Below are 2,084 nucleotides of genomic sequence, written 5' to 3'. Positions count from 1 at the left end.
AATGATCTTTGAAAACTAAACAAAACAACAGCGTCATAACGTCGGTTCTACGGAATACGACAAAATGATTTTAAGTAACACAAGCTAGCAAATTTTGAGCAAAAGCTCAGACTCTTTATTGGAGAGTTTGATCCTGGCTCAGGACGAACGCTGGCGGCGTGCCTAATACATGCAAGTCGAGCGGACCTTTTAAAAGCTTGCTTTTAAAAGGTTAGCGGCGGACGGGTGAGTAACACGTGGGCAACCTGCCTGTAAGACTGGGATAACTTCGGGAAACCGGAGCTAATACCGGATAATATAAGGAACCTCCTGGTTCTTTATTGAAAGATGGTTTCGGCTATCACTTACAGATGGGCCCGCGGCGCATTAGCTAGTTGGTGAGGTAACGGCTCACCAAGGCGACGATGCGTAGCCGACCTGAGAGGGTGATCGGCCACACTGGGACTGAGACACGGCCCAGACTCCTACGGGAGGCAGCAGTAGGGAATCTTCCACAATGGACGAAAGTCTGATGGAGCAACGCCGCGTGAGCGATGAAGGCCTTCGGGTCGTAAAGCTCTGTTGTTAGGGAAGAACAAGTGCGAGAGTAACTGCTCGCACCTTGACGGTACCTAACCAGAAAGCCACGGCTAACTACGTGCCAGCAGCCGCGGTAATACGTAGGTGGCAAGCGTTGTCCGGAATTATTGGGCGTAAAGCGCGCGCAGGTGGTCCTTTAAGTCTGATGTGAAAGCCCACGGCTCAACCGTGGAGGGTCATTGGAAACTGGGGGACTTGAGTGCAGAAGAGGAAAGTGGAATTCCAAGTGTAGCGGTGAAATGCGTAGAGATTTGGAGGAACACCAGTGGCGAAGGCGACTTTCTGGTCTGTAACTGACACTGAGGCGCGAAAGCGTGGGGAGCAAACAGGATTAGATACCCTGGTAGTCCACGCCGTAAACGATGAGTGCTAAGTGTTAGAGGGTTTCCGCCCTTTAGTGCTGCAGCTAACGCATTAAGCACTCCGCCTGGGGAGTACGGTCGCAAGACTGAAACTCAAAGGAATTGACGGGGGCCCGCACAAGCGGTGGAGCATGTGGTTTAATTCGAAGCAACGCGAAGAACCTTACCAGGTCTTGACATCCTCTGACACTCCTAGAGATAGGACGTTCCCCTTCGGGGGACAGAGTGACAGGTGGTGCATGGTTGTCGTCAGCTCGTGTCGTGAGATGTTGGGTTAAGTCCCGCAACGAGCGCAACCCTTGATCTTAGTTGCCAGCATTCAGTTGGGCACTCTAAGGTGACTGCCGGTGACAAACCGGAGGAAGGTGGGGATGACGTCAAATCATCATGCCCCTTATGACCTGGGCTACACACGTGCTACAATGGACGGTACAAAGGGCAGCAAAACCGCGAGGTCGAGCCAATCCCATAAAACCGTTCTCAGTTCGGATTGCAGGCTGCAACTCGCCTGCATGAAGCCGGAATCGCTAGTAATCGCGGATCAGCATGCCGCGGTGAATACGTTCCCGGGCCTTGTACACACCGCCCGTCACACCACGAGAGTTTGTAACACCCGAAGTCGGTGGGGTAACCTTTTGGAGCCAGCCGCCTAAGGTGGGACAGATGATTGGGGTGAAGTCGTAACAAGGTAGCCGTATCGGAAGGTGCGGCTGGATCACCTCCTTTCTAAGGAATGTACGCTTGTTGTTTTGTTTAGTTTTGAGAGATCTCTCTCATAGATAGTCGGGGCCTATAGCTCAGCTGGTTAGAGCGCACGCCTGATAAGCGTGAGGTCGGTGGTTCGAGTCCACTTAGGCCCACCATTTTTTAATTATAGAACTTTAAGGGGCCTTAGCTCAGCTGGGAGAGCGCCTGCTTTGCACGCAGGAGGTCAGCGGTTCGATCCCGCTAGGCTCCACCAAGATTTTTTCACTCTGTGAAAATAATCACATAAGATAAATCTTCGGATTTATCGCAGTTGTTCCTTGAAAACTAGATAATGTAACTAATATCAAGATATTCACAAAATATCGTTCATCTTAGTAATTTTCTTTATAGATATCATCGCTGATATCGACACATGACCAAATTGGTCAACGGTTA

The 2,084-nt window shown here is 50.6% G+C and carries 2 tRNA genes and 1 rRNA gene; all 3 read left to right on the top strand.

The window, feature by feature from the left end:
- Positions 1 to 115: 115 nt before the first annotated feature.
- Positions 116 to 1,667: ribosomal RNA gene (locus HC179_RS11120) — 16S ribosomal RNA — on the top strand.
- A 60-nt stretch (positions 1,668 to 1,727) separates the two neighbouring features.
- A tRNA-Ile gene (locus HC179_RS11115) sits at positions 1,728 to 1,804 on the top strand.
- A gap of 22 nt (positions 1,805 to 1,826) precedes the next feature.
- Positions 1,827 to 1,902 (top strand) — tRNA-Ala (locus HC179_RS11110).
- Positions 1,903 to 2,084: the final 182 nt, after the last annotated feature.

Origin of the sequence: Bacillus sp. RO1 (genome assembly GCF_012524115.1) — a bacterium.
Lineage (GTDB): Bacteria > Bacillota > Bacilli > Bacillales > Bacillaceae_I > Sutcliffiella_A.
Note: the sequence above shows the minus strand (reverse complement) of the source record. Positions and strands in the feature narration are given on the sequence as shown.